This is a genomic window from Mucilaginibacter jinjuensis (genome assembly GCF_028596025.1).
GTDB classification, from domain to species: Bacteria; Bacteroidota; Bacteroidia; order Sphingobacteriales; family Sphingobacteriaceae; genus Mucilaginibacter; species Mucilaginibacter jinjuensis.
Genome location: NZ_CP117167.1, coordinates 2,130,971 through 2,151,103, shown reverse-complemented (window position 1 = coordinate 2,151,103; position 20,133 = coordinate 2,130,971). Strand labels below are relative to the sequence as shown.

Below are 20,133 nucleotides of genomic sequence, written 5' to 3'. Positions count from 1 at the left end.
CTATTTCCTCAGCAACATATTCATATTCTCCGGCGGGCCCAGGTAACTTGGTTTAAGGCCTCCAGTATCTATTACCAAACGTTGTAAAACCACTGCGGGGTCAACCATCCAATATTTAAGGGTATGTACGCCAGCTTTGCTGATATGATGTTTGGTAGTCAATTTTCTAATATTATCGCTTACGGCCATCCCCCACTCCGGGCTGTCTACTTTGGTAGCGATATTCACTATTTGCGGTTCTTCGTTATCTATAGAAACAGCGTAGTACAAGCCATCTTTATTTCTAAAATCTAAAGAGGGCGAGATATAAGCAGTAACGACTATAGTATCTGTATCTTTTAAACTGATGTTGTATTCGAGGTGTGGACTATTTCCCGTCGGTTTTACCCTTGCTGCTGTTACAGGCCACGGCGTAATGCCGGATAAGGTATTACCGTAATGAGGTATTATTTTCCATGTAATACCCTGCCCCGGTATTGCTTTATTATAATGTTCGCCTTCGACTGCTATAAAGCCATTGTATTGTGAGGTAGAAAGTACAGGATCGGGCTGGTTAGTTTTAGCACTATCCGGGTTAATCTCCGCAACCTCGGGCATTTTATCAACGTTGGGCTGCTGCCAATAGGTATAGCCAATATGCGTTTGATCCATCATGTGGCTCCATTTACCGTTGGCGAGGGTATCATTGTAATAGCGCGAAATTGCTTTGTCTTTGGCAAAAAGTTCCCTTACACGGGCGGCAGCAGCATTTGCAGCTGCATTTTTTTGCTTCAGGTAATACCTGTTTTTTGCCACCTCGAAATAAAGCTCATTTAAATTAGCACATGCCTGTACGGGATGCAATACTAATTCGTAGAAGGAGTCTTTGCACTTCGAATCAAGAACTGTGGCCAGTTTTTCGGCTTCATCTCTCAACTTATTGTAATCCCCTACCACTGTCGTAAATTCGTTATAGTTGGTTAAGCTATAGGTGTTCTCATCCAATAGCTCTGGCTTTCGTCGGCTATTATATTTCGTATATAAAGTCAATATTTTGGCAATTTCTTTGGCATGCGCTGCGCCGAATTGCTGCGTTGCCCATTCTTCGCTGTACTGCTGTAGTTTTTCAGCAGGCCATTTATCTGGGTTCCAGGCATAATCTAAAAAGAAACTGATGGGGAATTCCATTGGTTTCAGGTCGCCTACATTTACAACCCAAATCTGGCGGGCATTGTACTCATAAGCCAGGTGCATTTGCTCCCATGTTTTAGAAATAGGGTTTGTGTTGAGCCATTTGTAATTACGTGGGCCACCTACATAATCAAAGTGGTAGTAAATGCCATAGCCACCTTTGCGGGGCTTCTCTGTCAGGCTTGGCAATTTGCGAATATTGCCCCAGTTGTCATCGCACAACAACAAAGTAACATCATCGGGCACACGCATGCCTTTATCATAGTAGGACTGCACTTCTTTATATAATGCCCACATCTGTGGGGTTTGCGAAGCATCTTTCCCGGTAACATCAGTAATAATTTTACGCTGATCTTTTACAATGTTTTCCAGCAGGGCAATGTTGCTGCCCTCAGTCATGGGCATATCGCCATCGCCGCGCATACCAACGGTTACTATGGTTTCTTTGGTGCCCATGTTTTCGATTCCCTTTCGCCAAAAATCTTGTAATATCTCTTTGTTTTTCTCGTAGTTCCACTCCCCTTTGCCGTAGCGTTTCCATTCCTGTTGGGCGCGGTCCATGGGTTCGTGGTGAGAGGTTCCCATAACTACGCCATATTCGTCGGCCAGTACGGGATTTAATTTATCATCATCGTTAAAAGCGTTACCCCACATAGCAGGCCACAGGTAATTACCCTTAAGTCGCAGAATAAGCTCAAACATTTTCTCATACATCTTGTGATTCACACCACCGAATTTCTCTTTAGTCCAGCCCGAAAAAGCAGGTGCTTCATCATTAATAAAAATACCGCGATATTTTACAGCCGGTGTACCATCAGTATGCCTGCCGGGTAGTATGTATAAGTTTTTTTGTTCTTTAACCGGCACATCTGCCCACCAGTACCATGGCGAAATACCGATTTGGGCTGATACATCATATATACCGAAGATCGTCCCCCGCTTATCACTCCCGGTAATAACCAGTGCCTGATCTACACCGGGGAACGGTTTCTGTACTACTTGGATCAAATAGGTTTCCCATTTACCTGCGATATCAGTAACATTCAGCTTATTCTCTTTTACCAGTTGATCTATCTTAGGGTTTTTACCCAACGTACCGATCAATACAATCTGCTTCAATCCTTTTGTTTCGGTTACCAAGGCCGGGGCTGACCTGGTAACCGAACGCACATCGCCCATCAAACTGTTTATTGCCCGCTTTACACCGGGGTATTCATCATCCCCGGTATAAATCGGCGCCGCCTTATCATTGGCCGATAATGCAAAATACCCAATACCATTTTTATTCGCGACGTAAGATTGATGGCCCGGTGCCTGTGCATTAACCTGTAATGAACCGGCGACGGCAATGGCCAAAAGGAAAAAGATTTTAGTAAGCTTCATGCTTGTATAATTTAAAACGACACTACGCTTTGATAAGCTTTTTTAGGTTGAAGATTTTGGTCGAACAATAGCGGATAATTCTTTCTGCCCTTTACCGGGTATTCATCCAGCCAGGTATGTTTATCGGAGATATTCCAGAAGGTAACGCCCGAGATGACACTTTTATACTGGCGGAATACTTTGAACACCATTGCATATTGATCGGCTTGTTTTTCCTCTGCTTCGGGAGTATAAGTATCAGATTCACCCTCTCTTTTATCACGTCTGTTTTTCTCCCAGGGGTAAACGGACATATCCAGTTCTGTGATTTGTACTTTCAGACCGAGCGAGGAAAAACGTTCAATGGTAGCAATCAGATCTTTCTGTGTAGGTTCATCAAGCGACCAGTGTGCCTGCAAACCGACTGCATTTATTGGCACTTTGGCATCCACCAGTTTCTTTAACAATTTATAAACCCGTTCGCGCTTCTCAGGGCGCTCGGTATTGTAATCATTGTAAAATAAAACCGCTTTGGGATCAGCTTCATGTGCGTATTGAAAAGCTTTGAAGATGAAATCCTCGCCACAGATCTTGTACCATAGCGAGTTCCGAAGAAACTTTGTGCTGTCGTCATCAATGGCTTCGTTCACTACATCCCAGGCGTAAATTTTGCCTTTGTAGCGGTTAACTACGGTATAGATGTGATCCTTTAATCTCTTCAGCAATACTTCTTTTGTAACGAGATTTCCCTGCTGATCATAAAATAACCACTTCGGTGTTTGCTCGTGCCAGCATAAATTATGGCCACGAACACGTATGTTATGGGCCTGTGCAAAAGCTACGATCGAATCGGCATCTCTCCAGTTATAGCGGTTCTCTTCGGGATGGATCGGCCCCATTTTCATGGCATTCTCAGGTGTGATGCTGTTAAATTCTTTCAGGATCAAAGCTGATTCCTTCGGGTCTTTAATGTTATAAGGCGATACAGCTACCCCTATCGGGAAATATTTACTGTAATAATCCTTTAATCCTTTGGTGGGATTTGCTTGTTGCGCAACAGCATTAAATCCTACTGGCAACAGAATAATGAATAAAAGCCCTTTTAATGTTTTCATCAACAAAATTTTAATACCATATAAATGCCCGGCTAACGCCGGGCATTTAAAACTAATCAATTAATTTCCCCAAAACATCAGGGAACTATATCCGAAGACTTTTTAAATTATTGTTAGAAACCAGGATTTTGTGCAATTGGGGTTCCCTGCGTAACCAGGTTAATCTCTGTTTGCGGTATTGGCCTTAATGTCATAAAATCCTGAATATTTGGACCGGCTTCTGCATTATATTGTTTTACACGGCGCACTAATGATTGTGTACGGGTTAAATCCCACCATCTTAACGATTCGCCATATAGTTCGCGCACACGCTCATCCAGTATAAAATCAATATTGATCTGTGCCGGTGTAACCTGCATGTTAGTAACGGCATTGGCAGGCATGTTGGTAGTTCTGTAAGCAGCACGGGTTCTTAACACATTGATCATAGTTGCTGCAGTATTATTATCGTTCATCTTAAATGCAGCTTCGGCAGCAATCAGATAAATTTCAGAAAAACGTAACAGCACCACCGGGCGGGATGAAGGATCGTTCACACTCGGGCGGTTAGGATCGTCGAACTTTTTAACCGCAGGGAAAAATGTATTGGTTGTTGGCGCAGCATTGGTTCCTGTAGCGGTGGCAGCAATGCTTGGCGGCAACATAATAATACCTTTAAATGCTGCCCTTTTAGCTGCTCCCGGATCATAAGGCGGCATCCATATCGCTGTATCTGCAGCTACTGTTAGTGTACCTCTCGGCGTGGTAACGTTTGCTGTATTGGCAATCCAGGTTGTTTGGAAAGTGTTCCAGTAACGGAAATCATTAGTTTTATCAGCAAAAGCCACATTGTTCACATAATCAACATTAGGGCGTACGCGGAAAAACGGACGGCCATTTGGTATATCACGCGTCATCACACTGGCACCGCCTGTAGCTGGGTAATTAGCGTTTACAGTAGGATAATTTGGTCTGAAGAAATACGCCCAGCCGTTAATTTTACCTCCTGATGCTCCGGCTGTAAAATCGCCATATTTGGTATCGGTGCTGTGCTCAATGGCAAACAGGTCTTCTTTATTGGTTGCATCATTAGTAGGGTTATAGGCATCGGCATAATTCGCATACAGATCTACCCCATAAGTAGCCTTGTTAGCAATAAGCGTTTGGGCCGTAGTTAGCGCGTTCTGAAAATCTGTTGGCTGCGCAGCGCTTGACCAGCCACGTGTTAAGTATGCTTTTGAAAGCAGGAATAAAGCACTTGCCTTTGTAGCAGCATGGCCGGTAAACGGCGAACTGTTATCGCCCGGTTTGTTTTGAAGCTCTGTTGAAGCCTCAGTCAAATCTTTAATAATTTGTGCGTAAACATCGGCAATCGGCGCACGTGAATCAGTCAGCGTGGCCGAATTGATAAACGTGGTGTGCAATGGTACTGCCCCAAAAGTTTCTACCAGGTGAAAGTAGTAGAAGGCCCTTAAAAACTTGGCCTGGGCCAAATAAGCCGTACGTGTAGGCACATCAGAAAAGGCGGCCGGGCCGTATTGCAATACGCCGTTCAGGGTGTTAATATCCTGGTAAGCGATGCTGAATACACCACCCAATGCATTGTATACATCTGATATATTATTGGTGTAGTTTTTATAAGTGGCAAAATCAACCCCGCTGGCTGATGCACCACCACCTGCCAATGTTTCGTCTACCCCTAAATTGGTATAGTACAGAAAACCTTCTGTACCCCAGAGGTTACGTAAATCCGAATATACCCCTGTAATACCACCTATTACACCACCGGTAGATGCAAGCAAATCGGGCGTAATATTTGATTTGGGCTGCTGATCTAATACCTTTTTACAGCTGGATACACTTAGCGTGCCCAGCGCTGTAAACAGAATAGCTATTTTTTTATATGATTTCATGTCTCTTCTATCTTAATTATTGATGACTAAAACTTTGCATTTACACCTATTTGGAAAGTGCGGGCAGGCGGGTTGCTTAAGCCCACGGTAACTGCACGGCCCAAAGCATCTGTCGAGAAGCTTGAAGCACCTGCCAATTGGTTACCATAACCGTTTCCTTCCGGATCGATGCCAAGGTGATCTTTAACCAACGGCGAGTAAATGATGAACGGATTGGCGCAGGTTGCATAAATATGCAATGAGCTAAAGCCTGCCTTTTTGATTATTCTGCCTGGTACGGTATAACCAAAGTTGATGCTGCGCATTTTAATAAATGAACCATCGCGGTATTGTAAAGTAGAGGCATACATAGGCCCGCTTAAATTAGCATCAGGGCGAGGGAAATCATTAGTTGGGTTAGCTGGTGTCCAGTAGTTTACCTTAACCTGGTTTACACGGCCCTGGTTAAAGAATGGGTAACCGGCAGAGCCTGCATCAGCACCAAGGTAGGTAACTGCCACTTTTTGCCCCATACGTGCAAATGCTACGAAAGACAGGTCGAAGTTTTTATAGGTAAATTTATTGGTGAAGCCCGCAGTATACTTAGGCGCATAGTTGCCCAGTATTTGCAAATCACTTGAGTTAATTTTACCATCACCATTTACGTCCTGCACTTTAACCTGGCCTGGTTTCTCGCCATAAACAGCCGCTTGCGCTGCTTCATTGGTTTGCCAGATACCTATTTTCTTATAGTCATAAATTACGTTAAATGGCTGCCCAACAAACCAACCGTTAGTTACGTCGGCTTGCAAGTTATCATGTAATGATACGATCGAGCTTCTGGCAAATGCAATGTTGAAATCACTTGTCCAGCCAAAACCACCTGCGTTTCTGATGTTGATACTGCTTAACGAAATTTCTAAGCCCTGGCCTTTTGAGTTACCGGCGTTAACCGTTGTAGAACCGGCACCATTACTTGGCGGCAATGATTCTACCTGTAAAATATCGTATGTTTTTTGTTTGTAAACATCAACTGAACCGGTCAATCGGCTGTTAAACAAACCGAAATCAACACCCAGGTTATAGTTATTGGTATGTTCAAATTTTAATGAACTGGCCAGGTTAGTTACCAGGTAGCCGTTTTGGCCGGTTGAGCCAAAGTTGTAAGCATTGCTGCTCAGGTTACCCAAAATTTGATAAGGGGCAACGTTCTGATCGGCAGTTACACCATAACCTGCTCTTAATTTCAAGGAGTTTACGAAGGTTAAGCTCTTCATAAATTTTTCCTGGTCGATGTTCCATCCCAGAGCAAACGCCGGATAGGTGTAATACTGATGTTTAGGGTCTAACACTGATGAACCATCACTGCGCACAGTAGCTGTTAGCAGGTATTTACCTTCAAATGCATAGTTTACACGTGCCATATAAGAGATTAAACCTCTGTCGGCATAAGTTGGCTGGTTGGTAGATGAAAAGTTAACCTGGTTAGCCAGGAAAAGGTTATAACTCTGGATATAATCGGCCGGCGAACCTGTTCCGTAAACCTGTAAACCCTGGCTATGATCCTTTTCTGTACTGTATAAACCGGTAAAGGTAATGTGGTGTTTCTGACCGAATGTTTTATCGTAAGTCAGGATGTTTTCAAGCAACCAGGTATAGTTTTCAGAATTGGCAACACTCTCAGAGGTTTGTGTTGGCGAAGTTGCTGTATTATACAAAGTACTTACCGGCAAATAGTTATTGCCCTGGTTTTGGCCATACGTTAAAGCCGCATTAAAACGGTATTTTAAACCATCAATAATTTTAACCTCACCATATATGGTGTTAAAAGAGTATAATTTTCTGTTGAGGTTCTGGATATATTGATTGCGGATAGTTAAAGGGTTAATACGGTTTGGCTGATCAACCGAACCCGTCATCGGGAACACATTAATTGAGCCATCGGCATTATACGGAGATGTTAGCGGGCTTATAGCTACCGTATTATATAATGGAGATAAATTTGCACCATTAGTATGTGTTAGCGTTTGGAAAGTGGTTACACCAACTTTAATACGATCACTAATAGTGTGGTCAATTGCAGCACGTAATGACCCGCGGTCGAAATCCTGACCATATTGGATACCCTCTTCTTTATGATACCCTGTGCTGATTGCAAATTGAGTTGACTCATTACCACCAGATATATTTAGTTGATGATCTGTAGTAAAACCGGTTCTGTAAATCAGTTTTTGCCAGTCTGTACTGGTACCGTTTGCAATACCTGCAAGTTCGGCAGTGGTAAACGGATAAGCTGTACTATTAGGTGAGCTTCCGGTGTTACCGGCAATAGATTGATTTTTAAAGTCGGTGTATTGCGCACCATTCATAACAGGATACTCATCAGTAATATGGCTTACTCCGTAATAACCGTCATAGCTTACTACTGCTTTACCTGTACGGCCTCGTTTAGTGGTGATGATAATTACACCACCTGATGCCCTTGAACCATAAATGGCCGCAGCTGATGCATCTTTTAAAACATCGATGCTGGCAATATCATCCTGATTAATATCGTTTAAAGTACCGCCAATAAACGGGATACCATCTACAACAAACAATGGTCCGTTTTGGTTATTGGCATTGCTGTTAGATGTTGCAAACGAACGCTCGCCACGTAAACGTATCTGGCTTACTGCACCCGGTGCGCTGCTGGTACTGGTAATATCCAAACCTGCAATACGCCCTTTAAGCTGATCGCCTACGTTTGACGCAGGCACCTCCTGTAAACTTGCAGAATTGATAGAAGCTACCGAACCGGTAACATCTTTTTTGCGTTGGGTACCATATCCAACAACCACTACATCATTTAAGCTGCGGCTGCTTTGCGATAATTTAACCTGCAAATTGGCGCTCTGGCCATTAACCGGCACCTCCTGATCTACATAACCTATATAGGTTATTAATAAGGCTGTTTCTGTATTAGGAACATTGATAGAGAATTTACCGTTGGCATCTGTACTGGTAGTAAGCCTACCCGACTTCAATTTTACAGTAGAACCAATAAGCGGGTTGTTTTTCTCGTCCAATACCGTCCCGGTTATTTTCCTGGACTGGGCATAGAGTGATAATGAAAACAAACTCATACTTATCAGTATAAGCATTGCTTTCAAGCAGTTTTTGAGTAATTGTCTTTTCATAATTTATAGTTTGGGTTTAGAGGCGTTATTTTTTCATCATTTGGTGGGGGCCAAATAGCAGACCATGCAAACAATCCTTGTTTTAGGCATGGGGTACTATCTATCAAGTAACTTTTTTCATGAGCTCTTCAATTTAGTTTCGGTATTACCCGGTTTATAAGGATGCCGAAATAGCTTCGGGCAAATAATTGGTATTCTGTGTAATTGGTTAATGTAAAACTATCATAAAATACAATCGATTGCATAAACAAAATACGATTTATGAATAATTCTTATAAATCGCATTTTAGGTCGATATAATTTTATTTATATCAAGATTTTATTTGATTATTATTAATAAAATGAATTATAAATGAAAATATACCAACAAAAATACCATCATAAAAACAGTCATTTTAACTAATACAAGGAGTGTATATGCTAAGTTTTGGTATTTCCATTACACAAGCATGTTTACATTAACTTAGCGTAATAAATACACTTATCGAACTCTGAGAAAGGGAGTTATAATTGTCAGAAAAACACTAATATTTTCTCATTATTCAAGCAGTTCAAAGGCAAACCACTGCTCAAATACAGGTACGGTTATGCACTTATGGTGCATAGCCGTACAATATTTAAGAAAGTAATATTATTTTACTGAGCTGGTGACGTTTGGGTTTGATGTTGCCGGATATAAGTAGCAGCATCAACCATGGTAGTAACCCAAATGTCTTTTTGATTTTGCTTGAGGAAATGCAGCAGTTTGCTGTGGTCGCTTAAACCAACATTAAGGTTATGCCCTCCGCCAACGCCATGAAAAAGGAATACCAGTAGCGTATGTGTATTCATGGCTTTTTTCACCAGATCAATCATATAATCAGCATTTTGGCCGTTGATCGCGTAGCATTGCACGTTATCAAGATTTACTTCGTTTATCTTTTGTAAGCCAGGCATCACACCCCGTGCAGCCACAAAATCTTTCTTTAAGTAATTATAGAAAAGTGTATCCCCTATTTTTGTATCACCGCATGGGTAGGCAAAAGTTCTTTTATCCTTGCCATCAATAGCTTTTAATAAAGTGTTGTTGATCCGCGCCTCACTTACAGCACGTGCAACGGTATATTTACTCAAATCTGTAGCCGGGGTAACAAATCCTCGACCGGGTAAACTGCCATCGCATGGATGATACAGGGTATGGTTGCCTAACTCGTGCCCGTGTTTGGCTGCCAATCGCCAATCCTCTATTCTGTTATTTACTACTGGTGATGAACCGATTAAGTAGAAAGTACCTTTAAACTTCATCGAATCTAATGCTGGTACCACATTATCAAGGTCGATATCGATTGCATCATCATACGTTAGTACTACTGCGCATTGCTTATTATTCCAGGTATTGGCATTCTGCGCCTTTACAGTTATAACACTAAATACAATTAATAACGATAACAGGTACTTACAATTCATTTTGTTGATGGTTAAAAAAACTAAGATAATTAATGTGCCGAAGAAGCATTATGGTTAATCAATTGATCGGACCATTGAATAAAATATTTCATATTTGGGGCATCGGTATGGCCGCCATCGTGCTGCCGCCAGGCCAATTCGCCGCCTATTGGGCCAACATTAATAGCCGGCATTTTTTCTGTATAATAATCACTTGATACACCCAGGTCCCTTGCACCCAGCAATTTAAAAACCGGACCAGCTGCAACGGCGGCCATATAACTCCCCTGCTGATCCAGCCATTTGGCATCACCCTGTGCCGGGTCGCCGTAGCTGATGAAGGTTAATCGCGGCGCACATAAAGCAATGAGCTCATGTGCATCAACCGGCAGATCTTTAGCCGTTTTGCTACCAAATGTAGCTTCAGCCGCGCCATATTTCATAAAGTTACCGGCCATCCAGTAGTATTCGCCGCCGGTAAGGCTCTCAACAGCCTCGCCAAAATTACGGCGGTGAAGCTTGGCACCGCCTTCGCCCGATGAACCGATTAAGCCCATGGCAAACCTCGACTCAAAAGCTAAAGTCACTAAAGCGGCTTTACCATAACGCGAAACACCTTCTATACCAACATGTTTGCTATCTACACTGGGGTCAGTTTCTAAATAATCCAGGCCACGCGCTGCTCCCCAGGCCCAGGCACGTAATGCACCCCAATCATCAGGTTTGCGGGGCTGGCCTTTGTTTACTAAACCAATAATTCCCCGTGTTAAACCAGCTCCATTGTCAGCCTGGATACTTGCCGGGTCTATCATTACATAGCCCCAACCATCGGCAATTAGTTGTTGTGTTGATGGCGGATCGCCGGCTGGCCTCGGTGCACCAAATACCGGTACTTGTGAAGCAATAGGTTGATAAGCAGGATATTGTTCGAAGATAGACTTCAATTCGGGATCAGTCTGAATCAATAGCTTCTTCATGGCATTATTGATCTTCTCTAAATCCTCGGGACTGGGTTGTGCTGGTGTAGGTAATACATTACGGCCAAACATCATGAGCACAGGAACCGGCCCTTTAGCATTGGCAGGTAGTACCAGCGTCATTTTAATATCTACATCAATAAGCGGACAGGCTGAATTATCTACGTGACCGATTAACTGTTTGGCGATAACCGGGGTAAAGCCAACATATTCTTTATCAACTACCTTAACCGTCCAGGTTACTTTAGGTACATTTTTAGGGATGCGGCCGTAAACCTCGCGCTCCATATCTTCCACAATTTCGGGACGTCGCTGTTTCCACCACATTTCGGGTGTGGTTACTTTTTTGCCGTTTTTCAATGTTAATACTTCCGGCAATTCAGGGTAAGGGTTTGCTAAAGCTTCATCATAATTAGCATGGTTTGGGGCGGTATTATCACCGCTCGGCCCCGGCCTCAGGGATTTAATACCCAACTGGTTCATCATATTCTGATGATCCTGTTCGGCAGTAAAAGTAACCGGCGACGGGTTTTGCGCCACAGTTTGCAGCGCTAATCCTGATAAAACGAGTGTAAATAAATACCTCATAAATTATAAATCTTATTGAATATCAGTTGTAAACGGCGATGCAGGCAGGCCTTCTTTATTGTATAAGTTAGCACCTTCGGGATTATCGGCCCAGGCATATCTTACATATAGCGGATCAATTACATCGTCATTCCATACCACTACGGTATTGCCTTCGATACGGGCTCTTGCCCAAACGTACTTTTTATCTTTTCCGGCAATGGCAAAATATTGAAGTTCATCACCATCTTTTGCAACTAAACCGCTGCCGATATTATTGAAAGTGAGCAAAATTTTATTACCATCAATTTTTGCTGATTGATAAATGGGACCTGAGGAAACTATGTTCTGATCATGATAAGCCAGTTTTTCGGCAGCCAATGCCAGCCTTTCTCCGACCGGCTTTTTGCTGAGCGGGTGAATATCATTCCACTCCCCCGCATCGATAGCCACAGCCATCCCCGTATTGGGCACCGAAAGTGCTTTGAGCTGACTCTCACGCAACTCTGCCCACTGGCTTTCTGAAGGCGAATATTGCACTTCCATAAAATTGGGCAGCTGCGCATAAATAAACGGCAGGTTAGGATTATCCCATTTGCTGCGCCAGTTATTAATTAGGGCCGGCAGCAGATATTGATATGTCCCGGGCTTACCGGCGTTAGATTCGCCCTGGTACCACACAAAACCTTTAACGTTATAATTAATTACAGGCGCCACCATGGTGTTATACAAACCTGTGGGTTCATTTTGCGCAGAGAAATTATTGTTCGAGCCATCCCATACCTGTGGTGTAAAAACTTCACCAACTTTGTATTGCCAGTCACCACGCAAGTCGATCTTTTGATCACCAACTACCAGGTTATAAGGCTTATCAGGAACAAAACCACCTTTACCTACCGTATTAACAACCTTTACAACAATAATATTCTTACCCGCTTTAAGCAAACCTTGCGGCACCTCGTACCGGCGTGGCGGGTATTGATAGGTGATTTGCCCTACCATAACACCATTCACATAAGTCTGATCGGCATCTACAATACGGCCCATGAATAATTTGGCTGATTTACCTACCATTGAAGCAGGTAGATCAATTTCTTTACGGAACCAAACTGTACCATTCAACCCTTTAACACCCTGGTCAGCCCAATATCCCGGCAGCCAGAACTGATGCCAGCCCTGCGGAACATAAGTGGTATCGAACCAGGTTTTAGACCCGGTTAAGCCTTTATCTGTTTCTGCTTTCTTTGCCGGGGCAGGTTTCTTAGCAAGCAATTTGCTTATATAAGCCGTATCCTTAAAACTGGCAAGCTTAGACTGATACTCGGGAAATTGCTTTAACCCTTCTTCACTTATCCAAGCCTCAATTGGCGTACCGCCTACACTTGAGTTAATGATGCCAATAGGTACATGATATTTTAAATAGATCTGCCGGGCGAAGAAATAAGAAGCAGCTCCAAAGTCGAGAACATTAGTCGGAGTAGCTACCTTCCATTCGCTTGGAGGTAAGTCGTCATGTAGTTTCGTAACATCAGAAACAGTAGGGATAAAAAAGTTCCTGATCTCAGGATAATTGGCACTGGCAATATCATCAGGATACTTCTCTTTAACACGCTCCATCGGGATCACCATATTTGACTGGCCTGCGCAAAACCAAACATCGCCAATTAAAATATTATTGATAGAGAGATGGTTCGCGGCTGATATTTCCATCGTATATGGACCACCGGCCTTCATAGCCGGAAATATGATAGTCCATTTGCCCTCATTCCCCGTAACGGTCTTCCCTGTTTTATGATTGAATTTTATTTCGACCTTCTCACCCACGTTTGCCCAGCCCCAGAGCTTAATTCTGGCATCGCGCTGCAATACCATATTATCGCTTACCAGTTTGGGCAGGCGCACATCTGCATAAACAAATGGCATGCTGAGCAGAAAAATCACCAGAACAACTGCGTAGAACCTGAAATAAAATTTCATGAAGAATAATTAATAATTGGTTGCGGACATTAAGGCCAGCCCGTTGAAACAAATATGAATTAAATTTCAATAAAAAGCAATCGATTGCACAAATAGTAATGGATATTTTACGTATGCAAAATACCATCTAAATTTAACTGGATTTTGTGGCTATGAGATTACCCCTGCTGAGACAGAGATTTACCTAAATTCTACCCCTTATTAACGCCATTGCAAGTTGCACAGACAGTAGTGTTCCCCTAAATTAGGGGAAGGCAATGACAGTGCTACTACATCTAACTTTAATAAGGGGGTAGACTTTCGCCTCAGCGGGGTCTCTCGGAGAGGACCCTGCGTATGAGGACAGGTCTACGACAGTAAATAAATACCATAAAGCAGAACGCAGGGTCCTCTCCGAGAAACCCTGCTGAGACAGAGATTTACCTAAATTCTACCCCTTATTAACGCCATTGCGAGTTGCACAGACAGTGGTGTTCCCCTAAATTAGGGGAAGGCAGTGACAGTGCTACTACATCTAACTTTAATAAGGGGTAGACAGAAGTGCTTAGACTCCCTAATAAGATGTAATACTACCTCACAGTACGATCAAGGATATTCATGACCAATTCCTTGTAACTACGGCCAATGGGTAATTGCTTAGCCCCTATCTCCATTGTGGTACTGGTAAAGGCATCAATCTTCTCTTTGGCCACCAGGAACGAACGATGAATACGCAGAAAATCAGCTTTGGGGAGCTGTTCTTCTATTTGGCCCAGCTGGAATTTGGTGGTTACCGTTTTATCGGGTGTAAAAATGCGCACGTATTCTTTCAGGCTTTCGATATACAGAATATCATTGAAGTAGATCTTCACCTTCTTTTTCCCGGTGTTTACAAACATGTAATTGGTATCACTCGGGATAAAAACCGGAGAAACCGCAGCCTTTGCCGAGGTTAACATCTTCAATTTATTAATGGCCCGCAGAAAACGACTAAATTCGATGGGTTTAAGCAGATAATCTACAATATTAAGATCGTAGCCCTGCAAGGCATACTCATGATAAGCGGTAGTGATAATAATATGCGGCGGATTTTTTAGCGTTTGGATAAACTCCAGTCCTTTTAGTTTGGGCAGGTTAATATCGAGGAAGATCAGATCCACATCGTTCGACCTCAGGTCGTCTAATGCACTCAGGGCATCGCCATACGTTTTTTTGAGTGTCAGGAATGGGATATCAGCAATATAGTCCTGCAGTATTTCGGCTGCAAGGGGTTCATCCTCAATAATGATACAATTATATTGTTGCATGGCTGTTTAGGTTTACCTCCAGGTTTACATTAAAACTATCCGACAAGTTATCCAGTTTCAGCGAGAAATCATGGTACATTAATTCTAATTGGCGGCGTACGTTGCTGAGCCCTATTTTCTCTGTTATTTCGTTTTCGCCTTTATAATCCTGCGTGTTGTATACGGCAAAATTTAAACGGCCGGCTTTAAGGCCCAGCTTAATTTCTATAAAGGTGTTGCCTGTAGTTTCGTTAAGGCCATGTTTAAAAGCATTTTCTACAAACGGCAACAGAATGAGCGGCGTAATGCGCTGTTCTTTATCATCAATCTCCCTGCCAAATGAAATTTTGAGGCGGTTATTATATCTTATCCTTTCCAGTTCAACATAATCTTCCAGTATGCGTATTTCTTCGGCAATGGTAATCCACTCCTTGCCCGATTCGTACAGCATAAAGCGAAGCAGTTTCGAAAGCTTCATAACCACATCAGGCGTTTGGTCTGATTTTTTACGGGCGAGGCCATAAATGTTATTCAGCGTATTGAACAAAAAGTGCGGGTTGATCTGATTTTTCAGAAACTTAAGCTCAGTCTCCAGCTTATCCTTCACCAGATGCTTCTCTGTTCTGAGGTGACCGATCTGCATCCTCAGCAATGTTAAGGATACTGCCAGTGCAGCCACGTAGCCAATATCAATCAAAGCCGACAACCAAAGCGTAATGCCAAAATTATCAGAAAAAACATACTTTGTAGTTGGGTACAACAGCGGGTTAACGATATAATAGCGCCCCAGGCGATAAATAAATATGGAAATAATAACTGCTAAAATAACCTTGACAGCAACCTTAACAGTACTCTCCCTCTTTCTAAGCAGATCGTTGATCGAATACTGCATCACATAATAAGATAGGGTCATTTTTGCCGGCAGTACGGCAAGGCTGAATATAATTGCCAACTTCCAAACGTGCCACATTTTATTGGCCGCAAACATGTCGTGGATCCATGCGTACTCAAACCAGGCACCCTGCATACAGCAGACAAACCAAAACAATAAATGCCTGTAAAACTTACTCTTCACTATTTAAAGGTCGCTATTATTTGGCCAAAAAATCAATATTGCCATCAAAGGTGCTTTAAAGTATACCAATGGCGCTTTAACGTGTACGATTGTTAAACGCATTTAGTTATCGGCCGTACGTAGCTCACAGCGGTACCTATATAGGTTTAATTATAATATGGCTGTGTTAGCATTAATATTTGCCTGTCACAATTTTTCATTTAGCGATGAATTAGTTGAGTCATTAAGTCAGATAATCCATACAGGTTTCGCGAGGGAGCCTGTATGGGTAATTAAATCAACCTCAAAAAATCTAACACAACAATTTAATATGGATATCCAAACTCATTATCAATTTGCAGAAAGAATAAATAATAATAAAGGCTTTATACTGGTGGTTATCGTAAGCTGGCTTATTGCAGGTACATTAGATGCCCTGGCAGCCACATTTATACTGGGTAAAGGCAACTGGGCTGGTGTGTTTAAATTTGTAGCAAGCGCACTGTATGGTAAAGATGCTTTTACCGGCGGCACTACAATAGCCGTACAGGGCTTAATTATGCATTATATAATAGCCTTATCATTTACCCTGGTTTACTTTTTCAGCTACCCTTACATTAGTTTCCTGCACAAAAGCGTGGCCTTAAATGCAGTTATATATGGTACCTTTGTATTTATTATCATGACCTTTTGCGTGGTGCCGTTAAGTAAAATAGGCTGGAGACCTTTTCAACCTGTGCCTGCGCTTGTAAACCTCATTATCCTTATCATTTGTATTGCCTTGCCAATAACCTATATTGCTTCGAAGTACTATGCTAAGCCAACGGTATACGAAAACCAATTGTAATGAAAAAGATAATCATCCTTCTGTTTTTGCTGTGCGAAACAGCAGGCGCAAGCTCCCGGGAACAGAAAGCTATTAAGAACGCCATTAGCAATGACAACGGCTTTGTTGTGTGCGAACTCTTTACTTCAGAGGGATGCTCAAGCTGTCCATCAGCAGAGGCGCTGCTCAAGAAGCTTGATCAGGAATATGCGGGCACCAATGTTTACCTGCTCGAATTTCATGTAGACTACTGGGATAAGTTAGGGTGGAAAGATAAATACAGCAGCCCGGCGTTCAGTAAAAGGCAGTATGCCTATAATACAGCTTTAAAGGTACAAGCCTATACCCCGCAAATGGTTATCAATGGTAAACAGGAGATGATTGGGTCTGAAGCTGATAAAATACATACAGCTATAAACCAAGCCACTAAGAACAGCAAAAGAAAAACCAACATCGAATACACCGTATCCGCCAAAAACGGTGAAGCCGAATTGACATACAAAGCCATTTCTTTCGACAAAAAAGATGTAATTAATGTGGCCCTTGTGCAGAAAGAAGAAGTGAGCGAGATAAAGGCGGGCGAAAACAAGGGCCGCACTTTACAACATATAGATATTGTACGGCAGTTTGTTACTGCGCCTATCAGCAACTCATCGGGCAAAATTAATATGGAGATACCTGCCGATTTAAGGAACAAGGCCCTGAAACTGATTGTTTACACCCAGAATGCTAAAAATCTAAATATCACCTCGGCCACCGCATTAAACATTGGCGAAACCATGTAAACACACATCCCACATATAATTACACCAAAGCCCTGCCGGTATAAACCGGCGGGGCTTTAAATTTTTCAGATCAGTCTTTCCAATGCAATCCCCATTGTTGTAATTGTTTGATAATTTGCAGTAAAGCACGGCTTTTAGTAGTTAAAGAATAACTAACCTGTACAGGTACAACATCGCCCACTACTTGTTTTTCAATAAATTTTTCGGCCTCCAGCTCACGCAGGCGCTGGGTAAGCATGTGATCTGATGCCGTTGGGAATGCGGCCTTTATTTTATTAACCTGGTTTACCCCCTGCGAAATATCATAGAGGATCATCATTTTCCAGCGGGTGCTTATGGTACGCAGCACATCGTTTACTTCGGTGGTATTTTCCAGTACCCTCAGATGGTTATTGGTTACATTGTTCTTTAAAATGGTAGCCATCGGTATAATATTAATTAGTGTTTCTGAATTTTATTAATCTCTACAGTATGCTTACAAGTTTGATTAGCATAAATTCTACCCCTTATCATCGTTTCTTGCAAAAGGCAAAAACTGTGGTCTTCCCCTAAATTTAGGGGAATGCAGTGACAGTACTACACCACCAGCTTTAATAAGGTGTAAACCGCTGTATATGCTTGTCCATACTATTAATTTGAGGTATGGAGGCGGATTCGAACCGCCGTAAAAGGTTTTGCAGACCCCCGCCTAACCACTCGGCCACCCTACCCTATAATGAAATGCTATACCATAATTTTTTGCATAGCATTCCCCTCAATAGCTATTTTCTGCTTTAGCTGCTGTCCCGGTGCTCTTTGTATGGAGCTTTGGCAGATAAACTGCTATCGGAAATAATAGATTATTTTATGCCGATCGTTTATTAGATAAATACTTGTTCGACTGATAAACTGCCTCTGTAATATAATTCAGCGGCAAGCCTGTTAATATATCCTCGTTAGCATGCGCAAACGCCACCTGGCGCAAACTATCTAAAACATAAACCGATGGCAACGGCACGTTTTGATCTACCCCTGCATAACGGTTCCATGCAGGGCTGCTATCGGCATAAATACCTAACAGCTCAGATAGTTCATATTTTGAGTCGATATAATACTGAAGCGATAAGCTGTGGTCCCACAGGGCTTGTTTTATATCATCCTCGTTATCTGTAACCACCAGCAGGTTACCGTAATGATATTGAATTTGCTGCAATTGGGTATTTAATTGTTTTAAATGCGCAATGCTGCTTGCGCCCCACTGGCTCGAATAAAAATAGAGCACCAGTGGCTTTTTGGTATAAGAAAATGCAATGCCCGATTGATTATAAACGTTTTCATCAAAGTACGGGTGCAGCTTATTCTTGGTTTGGCTTAAGCCATTGATAAAATCGCCGGGTTTTGCAGGCTTTAATTTGGTATAGGTTTGCATGTTGTATTCAAGCTCGGTGATAAGTTCAAGCGTATCAAATGCCGGGAATTTCAGATTATTATTAAGCATAATTTTAAGATTTAAATGTTATTGAATGTTTTAAGAATTGATAAGGTAGGTTCTTAGCAACAACAATAACTTAAACCGTAAACAGCTTTATAATAAATGGACTGAATGAATAGATATACCTGTTTAAACGAAGACATTGGATTGTGATATAAATGATTGCGTAAATGAACTGCGGGCGCTGGTGGCCTCTTCTCCTATCTAATTAACAACAACACATACAACAGCTACAGGTAAAGCTGCTTAATGATTTTTGGTATGTTGTGCTAATTAATTTCATCATTTTATCTGGTGATCACTACCGGCTGCCTGACATCCAATATGGTGATCTTTTCTTTGTATGAAACAAAATTAAAAATAATCTACCAAATTAGTAGTCTTTTTTTGAAAATATTTTCAGACCCTCTTATCGCGTTTAATGCAATGACTTTTAGGTTAGAAAATAAATACTTTTAGGTCTGCAAAAGTGGAACGGACACATGTTTAAACATCATTTTAATTAACTCATATTCAGATAATTAAGAATAATATTTTTGAATTTAATGACTTTTAGGTTTGTAACATAGAACAGGTGGAAAGTTCCACCCCCATTCCATGACAAGCCAGGGTGCAGCAACAAAAAAGCCGGAAGATTATCTTCCGGCTTTCATGGCTAAATAGCCTGCTTTAGTAAGTTTTGCTGGATCATTTCTGATACTTCGAAGAAAGTGACGAGCTTTTCATGCTCAATGCCAAACTCCGCTACTTCGTTTATTTTCTCCACGCTGCGTTCAATGTGCGGGATTGATGATACCGCATCGGGCGATAAATGAATGTAATGTTCGCGCCTGTCGGCAGGGTTACGCTCAATGTAAATCAGCTTTCTTTGCTCCAGGTAAGATATAATACTTACCACACGCGATTTATCAACCTGTAATAGCTCCGCCAACTGGTTTTGGGTTATCGGCCGTTCCTGTATGGCAAGCATCAGCAAGGCCTCGAAATGATGGTCGAGTTCAAAGGCAGATAATTCTTTGGTCAGCATCTTTTTATAAAGATTGTTGATCTGCCTTAAGCTTCGTGAAATTAATTGAACTTGTTTCATAA

Annotated in this window: 14 protein-coding genes and 1 tRNA gene; 2 read left to right on the top strand and 13 right to left on the bottom strand. The window is 42.1% G+C overall.

The features are described 5' to 3' along the window. The 9 genes from PQO05_RS09755 to PQO05_RS09715 all read right to left on the bottom strand — a co-directional run bounded on the left by PQO05_RS09755 (window position 1) and on the right by PQO05_RS09715 (window position 15,983). Window positions 1–2,553, bottom strand: coding sequence for a glycosyl hydrolase 115 family protein (locus PQO05_RS09755; protein WP_273632553.1), 2,553 nt, complete (start codon window positions 2,551–2,553; stop codon window positions 1–3). A gap of 11 nt (window positions 2,554–2,564) precedes the next feature. After that, window positions 2,565–3,647 carry an endo-1,4-beta-xylanase gene (locus PQO05_RS09750; protein WP_273632551.1) on the bottom strand — a complete coding sequence of 361 codons (1,083 nt, stop codon included), beginning with the start codon at window positions 3,645–3,647 and terminating at the stop codon, window positions 2,565–2,567. A gap of 113 nt (window positions 3,648–3,760) precedes the next feature. Continuing rightward, window positions 3,761–5,539 carry a RagB/SusD family nutrient uptake outer membrane protein gene (locus PQO05_RS09745; RefSeq protein WP_273632550.1) on the bottom strand — a complete coding sequence of 593 codons (1,779 nt, stop codon included), beginning with the start codon at window positions 5,537–5,539 and terminating at the stop codon, window positions 3,761–3,763. Window positions 5,540–5,565: 26 nt separating this feature from the next. Next, window positions 5,566–8,697, bottom strand: coding sequence for a SusC/RagA family TonB-linked outer membrane protein (locus tag PQO05_RS09740; RefSeq protein WP_273632548.1), 3,132 nt, complete (start codon window positions 8,695–8,697; stop codon window positions 5,566–5,568). Window positions 8,698–9,333: 636 nt separating this feature from the next. Further along, window positions 9,334–10,143 carry a polysaccharide deacetylase family protein gene (locus PQO05_RS09735; RefSeq protein ID WP_273632547.1) on the bottom strand — a complete coding sequence of 270 codons (810 nt, stop codon included), beginning with the start codon at window positions 10,141–10,143 and terminating at the stop codon, window positions 9,334–9,336. A 29-nt stretch (window positions 10,144–10,172) separates the two neighbouring features. Then, window positions 10,173–11,687, bottom strand: coding sequence for a glucuronyl esterase domain-containing protein (locus PQO05_RS09730; protein WP_273632545.1), 1,515 nt, complete (start codon window positions 11,685–11,687; stop codon window positions 10,173–10,175). Window positions 11,688–11,699: 12 nt separating this feature from the next. After that, entirely contained in the window at window positions 11,700–13,643 is a 1,944-nt protein-coding gene (locus PQO05_RS09725) for a sialate O-acetylesterase (protein WP_273632544.1), read from the bottom strand. A 569-nt stretch (window positions 13,644–14,212) separates the two neighbouring features. Further along, the gene (locus PQO05_RS09720; RefSeq protein WP_273632543.1) at window positions 14,213–14,929 is read right to left on the bottom strand and encodes a LytR/AlgR family response regulator transcription factor; all 717 of its coding nucleotides are present in this window, start codon (window positions 14,927–14,929) and stop codon (window positions 14,213–14,215) included. Next, on the bottom strand, window positions 14,916–15,983 hold the full coding sequence (locus PQO05_RS09715) for a sensor histidine kinase (protein WP_273632542.1): 1,068 nt from the start codon (window positions 15,981–15,983) through the stop codon (window positions 14,916–14,918). The genes PQO05_RS09720 and PQO05_RS09715 overlap by 14 nt, the downstream gene beginning before the upstream one ends. A 310-nt stretch (window positions 15,984–16,293) precedes the next feature. Here PQO05_RS09715 and PQO05_RS09710 point away from each other — a divergent pair, with 310 nt between their 5' ends. Next, window positions 16,294–16,809, top strand: coding sequence for a hypothetical protein (locus PQO05_RS09710; protein ID WP_273632541.1), 516 nt, complete (start codon window positions 16,294–16,296; stop codon window positions 16,807–16,809). After that, the gene (locus tag PQO05_RS09705) at window positions 16,809–17,573 is read left to right on the top strand and encodes a DUF1223 domain-containing protein (protein WP_273632540.1); all 765 of its coding nucleotides are present in this window, start codon (window positions 16,809–16,811) and stop codon (window positions 17,571–17,573) included. The genes PQO05_RS09710 and PQO05_RS09705 overlap by 1 nt, the downstream gene beginning before the upstream one ends. 70 nt (window positions 17,574–17,643) lie before the next feature. Here the strand turns inward: PQO05_RS09705 and PQO05_RS09700 are convergent, their stop codons facing one another. The 4 genes from PQO05_RS09700 to PQO05_RS09685 all read right to left on the bottom strand — a co-directional run bounded on the left by PQO05_RS09700 (window position 17,644) and on the right by PQO05_RS09685 (window position 20,131). Next, window positions 17,644–17,997 carry a winged helix-turn-helix transcriptional regulator gene (locus PQO05_RS09700; RefSeq protein WP_273632539.1) on the bottom strand — a complete coding sequence of 118 codons (354 nt, stop codon included), beginning with the start codon at window positions 17,995–17,997 and terminating at the stop codon, window positions 17,644–17,646. Between the two features lie 214 nt (window positions 17,998–18,211). Then, window positions 18,212–18,283, bottom strand: a tRNA-Cys gene (locus PQO05_RS09695). Window positions 18,284–18,417: 134 nt separating this feature from the next. Continuing rightward, window positions 18,418–19,050: a TlpA family protein disulfide reductase gene (locus PQO05_RS09690; RefSeq protein ID WP_273632538.1), complete on the bottom strand. Its 633-nt coding sequence runs from the start codon at window positions 19,048–19,050 to the stop codon at window positions 18,418–18,420. Between the two features lie 649 nt (window positions 19,051–19,699). Further along, window positions 19,700–20,131, bottom strand: coding sequence for a MarR family winged helix-turn-helix transcriptional regulator (locus tag PQO05_RS09685; RefSeq protein ID WP_273632537.1), 432 nt, complete (start codon window positions 20,129–20,131; stop codon window positions 19,700–19,702). Window positions 20,132–20,133 lie beyond the last annotated feature (2 nt).

Excerpts from the sequence above, each read along its gene's own strand:
- PQO05_RS09690 (WP_273632538.1), bottom strand. The coding sequence starts at position 19,050 with ATGCTTAATAATAATCTGAAATTCCCGGCATTTGATACGCTTGAACTT.
- PQO05_RS09725 (WP_273632544.1), bottom strand. The coding sequence starts at position 13,643 with ATGAAATTTTATTTCAGGTTCTACGCAGTTGTTCTGGTGATTTTTCTG.
- PQO05_RS09700 (WP_273632539.1), bottom strand. The coding sequence starts at position 17,997 with ATGGCTACCATTTTAAAGAACAATGTAACCAATAACCATCTGAGGGTA.
- PQO05_RS09730 (WP_273632545.1), bottom strand. The coding sequence starts at position 11,687 with ATGAGGTATTTATTTACACTCGTTTTATCAGGATTAGCGCTGCAAACT.
- PQO05_RS09705 (WP_273632540.1), top strand. The coding sequence starts at position 16,809 with ATGAAAAAGATAATCATCCTTCTGTTTTTGCTGTGCGAAACAGCAGGC.
- PQO05_RS09750 (WP_273632551.1), bottom strand. The coding sequence starts at position 3,647 with ATGAAAACATTAAAAGGGCTTTTATTCATTATTCTGTTGCCAGTAGGA.
- PQO05_RS09710 (WP_273632541.1), top strand. The coding sequence starts at position 16,294 with ATGGATATCCAAACTCATTATCAATTTGCAGAAAGAATAAATAATAAT.
- PQO05_RS09755 (WP_273632553.1), bottom strand. The coding sequence starts at position 2,553 with ATGAAGCTTACTAAAATCTTTTTCCTTTTGGCCATTGCCGTCGCCGGT.
- PQO05_RS09735 (WP_273632547.1), bottom strand. The coding sequence starts at position 10,143 with ATGAATTGTAAGTACCTGTTATCGTTATTAATTGTATTTAGTGTTATA.
- PQO05_RS09685 (WP_273632537.1), bottom strand. The coding sequence starts at position 20,131 with ATGAAACAAGTTCAATTAATTTCACGAAGCTTAAGGCAGATCAACAAT.
- PQO05_RS09740 (WP_273632548.1), bottom strand. The coding sequence starts at position 8,697 with ATGAAAAGACAATTACTCAAAAACTGCTTGAAAGCAATGCTTATACTG.
- PQO05_RS09720 (WP_273632543.1), bottom strand. The coding sequence starts at position 14,929 with ATGCAACAATATAATTGTATCATTATTGAGGATGAACCCCTTGCAGCC.
- PQO05_RS09745 (WP_273632550.1), bottom strand. The coding sequence starts at position 5,539 with ATGAAATCATATAAAAAAATAGCTATTCTGTTTACAGCGCTGGGCACG.